This is a genomic window from Nocardioides sp. (genome assembly GCF_025965415.1).
In the GTDB taxonomy this organism is placed as follows: Bacteria; Actinomycetota; Actinomycetes; order Propionibacteriales; family Nocardioidaceae; genus Nocardioides.
In genome coordinates, this window is the sequence record NZ_JAOPWY010000079.1 from 1 (window position 1) to 5,135 (window position 5,135).

General features: G+C 72.6%; 5 protein-coding genes. 3 read left to right on the forward strand and 2 right to left on the reverse strand.

Features of this window, described 5'->3' with window-relative positions; genetic code table 11:
• The coding region (locus JWN97_RS08260) for a PKD domain-containing protein (RefSeq protein WP_297621208.1) at positions 1 to 1,415 on the reverse strand (1,415 nt) is incomplete at its 3' end.
• 154 nt (positions 1,416 to 1,569) lie between these two features.
• On the opposite strand from JWN97_RS08260, the gene JWN97_RS08265 reads away from it, so the two are divergent.
• Positions 1,570 to 3,141 carry a phospholipid carrier-dependent glycosyltransferase gene (locus tag JWN97_RS08265; RefSeq protein ID WP_297621210.1) on the forward strand — a complete coding sequence of 524 codons (1,572 nt, stop codon included), beginning with the start codon at positions 1,570 to 1,572 and terminating at the stop codon, positions 3,139 to 3,141.
• 152 nt (positions 3,142 to 3,293) lie between these two features.
• Complete coding sequence (locus JWN97_RS08270) at positions 3,294 to 3,524, forward strand: hypothetical protein (protein ID WP_297621212.1); 231 nt, start codon at positions 3,294 to 3,296, stop codon at positions 3,522 to 3,524.
• A 56-nt stretch (positions 3,525 to 3,580) separates the two neighbouring features.
• Here JWN97_RS08270 and JWN97_RS08275 read toward each other — a convergent pair whose 3' ends face one another.
• Positions 3,581 to 4,453, reverse strand: a complete 873-nt coding sequence (locus JWN97_RS08275) for a LysR family transcriptional regulator (protein WP_297621216.1) — start codon at positions 4,451 to 4,453, stop codon at positions 3,581 to 3,583.
• Positions 4,454 to 4,538: 85 nt separating this feature from the next.
• Here JWN97_RS08275 and JWN97_RS08280 point away from each other — a divergent pair.
• On the forward strand, positions 4,539 to 5,135 hold a 597-nt coding region (locus tag JWN97_RS08280; protein ID WP_297621214.1), incomplete at its 3' end, for an MFS transporter.

Consider the following 5,135-nt stretch of genomic DNA (forward strand, 5'->3'; position numbering starts at 1 on the left):
GCCGCCGGGGCGACGGCGGGCGGAGCGACGGCGGGTGGAGCGACGGCGGTCCCCGCGACGACGACCTGCACGGTGTCGGTCGCCATCACGGTGTGGCCGGCGTGCCCACCTGTGTGCGCGACGGTCACCGTGGCGGTGTAGGTGCCGGGGGTCGCGTAGGTGTGGTCGGGATCGGCGCCGGTGCCGGTCGTGCCGTCGCCGAAGTCCCAGGCATAGGTGAGGTCGGCGGTGCCCGGGAGGAGGTCCGCACAGCCGATGCGCCGGCTGGCGTTGGCGGGGTCGTGCACGACGAGCGAGACGGCGGCGGGACCGGCCCGCAGCGGCTTGACCACCTCCACCCGGCCGCTGGCACCCGTCGCGTCGGTGGTGAAGAGCGGCCAGATCTCGTTGGCCTCGGCGAAGGGCAAGGTGGTGTCGAAGCGGAAGTGCGGGCCGCCGAGCTCGTCGCCGCACGCCTTCTCGTGGACGTGGACGTTGGCGTGGGCGGTGCTCGGCTCGGCGCCGGTGGCCTCGAGCGTGGTGACGGTCTGGCCCCGGCGGCGGACCAGGGTCACCGAGCCGGCGAGGTCGGGGTAGTCCTGCAGCCCGACGGAGTAGGCGCCCAGCGTGCCGGTGGTGGTGACCTGCGTGGAGAAGGCGACCGCGAGCGGCGCCGTGCCCTGCCCGGGACTGGCGAGCGCGTCGATCGCCGGCAGCGCGCCGTCCACCGGCGGCTCCGGGTCGGTGGGCGGGGCGTCGCCGGTGACGGTGACTGGGAAGTCCTGCGTGGTGAGCCCGCCGCGCCCGTCGCTGACGCGGAGCGTGACGACGTACTGGCCGGGGACGGTGTACTCGAGCATCGCGTGGTCGGTGTACGACGCCGGGCCGCCCGTCCCCGGGTCCCACGAGACCGCGACGACGTCACCGTCGGGGTCGGTCGCGTTGGCGGTCGCGTGGACGACCAGCGGTGCCGCGCCGGAGGTCGGCTCGACGACCGGGTCCGTGGCGGGCGGCTGGTTGCCCTCGGCGTCGGTCACCACGACGGTGCCGGACATGACGGTGCCGTGCATCGCGCAGAGGTAGCGGTAGGTGCCGGGCTCGGTGAAGGTGTAGCGCACCGCCTCGCCGCCCGCGTCGCGGTAGGCCGACAGCGGCGGGGACCAGGTGCTCTCCCAGGGCTGGGCCGGCGCCAGCGACGTGAGGTCGTGGCCCTGGGTGGCGCGGTCGAACTGCCACTCGACGGTGTCACCGACGCCGATCGTGACGACCGAGGTGCCCGTGTCGACGGACTCCCACCGGTTGCTCGCGCTGTCGTCGACCGCGTCCACCACCCACGTACGCCCCTGCACGGCGACGGCCGTCGAGGTGGCGCCCGCCGCACCGCCGACGAGGGCGGAGCAGACGAGCAGGAGCAGGGCGAGCGCGGCGCGGGGCATGACGACCTCTCGGTGGGCGACATTTCGAACACAGTTCGCATGTCTGAATCGTTGTCCTGAGTCTAGGTGTGTCCGGCGTCACGTCAAGGGCGTGGCCACCGCCGGCGCACGCGCGCCACAGATGGGCGCTCGGACCTCTGGCTAGAGTCTGCGCGTGAGCCCGACTGCCGCCGAGCGGAACCGTCCGCGCTGGAGGTCGGAGGATCCCCTGATCGGCTGGGTGGGGGCGATCTGCCTCGCGAGCCTCGCCTTCTTCCTGCGTCGGTGGCACCTCGGCACGCCCCACCAGTTCTCCTTCGACGAGACCTACTACGCCAAGGACGCCTGGTCGCTGCTCAACTTCGGCTACGTCCGCAGCTACGTCGAGGACGCCGACAAGACGATCCTCAACGGCAACGTGACCGGCCTGTGGCAGGACACCCCGTCGATGATCGTCCATCCCGAGGTGGGCAAGTGGCTGATCGCCGCGGGCATCAAGGTCTTCGGGATGGAGCCGTCGGGATGGCGGATGGCCTCGGCCGTGATCGGTGCGCTGATGGTGCTGCTGATGTGCCGCTTCGTCCGGCGGGTGACCGGGTCGACGGTGCTGGGCCTGGTCGCCGGCCTGCTGCTCTCGATCGACGGCCTGCACTTCGTGCTGTCGCGCCTGGCGCTGCTCGACATCTTCCTGGCGTTCTTCATCCTGTGCGGTGTCCACTGCGTGGTCGCCGATCGGCAGTGGCTGCGTGACCGTCTGGCCGGCGGGTCGAGCCGGGTCCTGTGGCGGCCCTGGCTGCTGCTGGGCGGCGTGAGCTTCGGGCTGGCCTGCGGCACCAAGTGGTCGGCGGTCTACGCGCTCGCCGTCTTCGGCCTGCTCGCGTGGGTGTGGAGCGCCGGCGCGCGCCGCGCCTTCGGGCAGCGCCGCCCGCTGCTGCGCTCGGTCGTGCTCGACGCCTTCCCGGCCTTCCTCGCCCTCGTCGGGGTCGCCTCCGTGACCTACGTCGCCACCTGGACCGGTTGGCTGATGCATGCGGACGCCTACGAGCAGGCGTTCAGCAACACGCAGTACACGTCGTACGGCGGGGGAAAGGCGTGGCCGACCGCGAGCGAGCCGGACGCCGAGGGGCTCGGGGAGGTCACCCAGTCGCTCCGGTCGCTGTGGTACTACCACCAGGACGTCTACACGTTCCACAGTCACTTCCTCAACGACTCCACCCACATCTATGCCTCCAAGCCCTCGACCTGGCTGGTGATGGGGCGCCCGGTCGGGGTGGACGCCCAGACCGACATCCAGCCGGGCTCGCAGGGGTGCGAGGCACCCGCGGGGTCGAGCTGCATCCGGCAGGTCCTGCTGATCGGCAATCCCGTGATCTGGTGGGGCGGCTGCCTGGCGATGGTCGCCTCGCTGCTGCTCTGGATCGGTGCGCGCGACTGGCGCCACGGCGTCGCCGTGGCGGGCCTCGCGAGCACCTGGCTGCCGTGGTTCCTCTACGACGACCGGCCGATCTTCTTCTTCTACGCGATCGCCTCCCTCCCCTTCCTGGTGCTCTCGCTGGCGCTCGCGATGGGCCACCTGATCGGCACCTCCGACGTGCCGACTCCGCGGCGCACGTTCGGGGTCGTGGTCGCCGGCAGCTACACCGTGCTGGCGCTGATCGGCTTCGCGTGGTTCTGGCCGATCTGGACCGACGCGCTCCTCACCAAGTCGGAGTGGGACGCCCGGATCTGGTTCCGGCGCTGGATCTGAGGCCGGACCGACGGCCGGCCGAAGTCGGCAGGAATCTTTGAGGTTCGATCAAGAAGCCCAGTAATTGCACGGCCGCCTCTGGTGCCCGGTGCGGCGGGAGCACACCATGGGCAGACATTGATCCGCTCGGGTCGACGCCAGGGAGGTGCGCGATGGATTCCACGCTGATTCACGTCTGTCTGCAGACGGAGACCGCCCCTTCGGCCGACGAGGATCACGAGGTCGGCGATCGGTGGGTCTGCTCCTGCGGGGACAACTTCGTCTATCGCGAGGGATTCAACCGCGCCGGCTACCAGACCCTCGAGTGGTGGCCCGCCCCGGCCATCCCGCAGCCGCGCAACGCCAAGCGACGCGGCCTCCTGTTCGGCCCGCGCAAGGGCTGACCCTTCGCGACTGGCCCGCCCGATCCAGCCCGGGCGGGTCATTGTCGTGCCCTGCGTCAGTCCTCGTCCCACGTGCGCGCGCGCACGAAGGCGACGAACCGCTCCGCGGGCGGCGCCAGGGCCCGGTCGGTGCGCCAGGTGAGGCCGATCGTGCGCGTCGCCCCCGGCGAGGCGAGCGCGAGGCCGATCGAGCCGCTCTGGCCTGCGAACGCCTCGGGCACGACGGCGACGCCCAGTCCGGCCGCGACCAGCCCCTCGATCGTGGCCAGGTCGGCGCTCTCGAAGGACACCCTCAGGTCGACGCCGGCCTCGGCGAGCAGCCCCTCCAGGAGGGCGCTGTGGGCGAACCCGGCGGGGGTGGTGACGAGCTCGTCGTCGGCGAGCTCGATGAGGTCGACCCTCTTGCGGTGCCGGAGCCGGTGCGTCGGTGGCACCACCACCACGAGCCGCTCGCGGCGCACCGGCAGCCAGGCCTGCCCCGGAGCGGGGTCCATGGTGAGGCCGAGCTCGACGACGCCGCGCTCGAGGTCACGGTGGATGTGGTGGGTGGGCTCCTGGCTCAGCACCACCTTCACCCCGGGGGCGCTGGCGTGGAAGGCGCGCAGCAGCCGCGGCACGAGCGTGGTCGCCATCGAGTCGAGGAACGCGAGCCGCACCAGGCCGGTCTCCGGCGAGAGGCGGTGGGCGAGCGCGGCCCTGAGCAGGTCGTGCCGGCCGACCAGGTCGCGGGCGGCCTCGATCACCGTCTCGCCGTCGGGCGTCGGCTCCACGCCGGTCGGCAGCCGCTCGAAGATGCGCACCCCCAGCTCGTCCTCGAGCCGCGCCAGCGCCCGCGAGAGCGTCGGCTGGCTGGTCCCGAGCGACGCGGCGGTCTCCGTCACGTGCCCGTGGTCGGCGAGCTCCACCAGCCACGCGAGGTCGCGCATCATCACGAGCCGCATCATACGTGTGAGGTATGTATTCGAGCGCAGGACGACATTGGACGCATGACGCCGGGTGGCGCACCATCGACCGGTGAGCACCACGGGACTGCCCCGGACTCCCACCGACGCGGCCGGGCACGCGCCGCACCGCCCGGGCAGCGACGGCTACCGGCGCATCATGGTGGCCATGTTCGCTGCCGGGATGGCGACCTTCGTGCTGCTCTACGACGTGCAGTCCCTGCTCCCGGAGCTGGTCGAGGCGTTCGCCGTCTCCCCGACGCACGCGACGCTCGCGCTGTCGCTGACCACGGCCGCGCTGGCCGTCACTCTCCTGGTCGCCGGCCCGCTGTCCGAGGTCGTGGGGCGCACGCGGCTGATCCATCTCGCCCTCTGGTCGGCCACCGCGGTCGCCCTGGCCTGCGCCGTCGCCCCGACGTGGGAGGTGCTGCTCGGGCTGCGGATGCTGCAGGGAGTGACGCTGGCGGGCCTCCCTGCGGTCGCGACGGCCTACCTGCGCGAGGAGCTGCACCCCTCGGCCCACGGCCGGGCCTTCGGCCTCTACATCGGGGGCACGGCGCTCGGCGGGATGGCGGGGCGCCTGGTCACCGCCCCCGTGGCCGACCTCGCCGGCTGGCGCTGGGGCCTGGCCGCGGCGGCGGGGTTCGCGCTCGTGAGCGCGGGCCTCGTG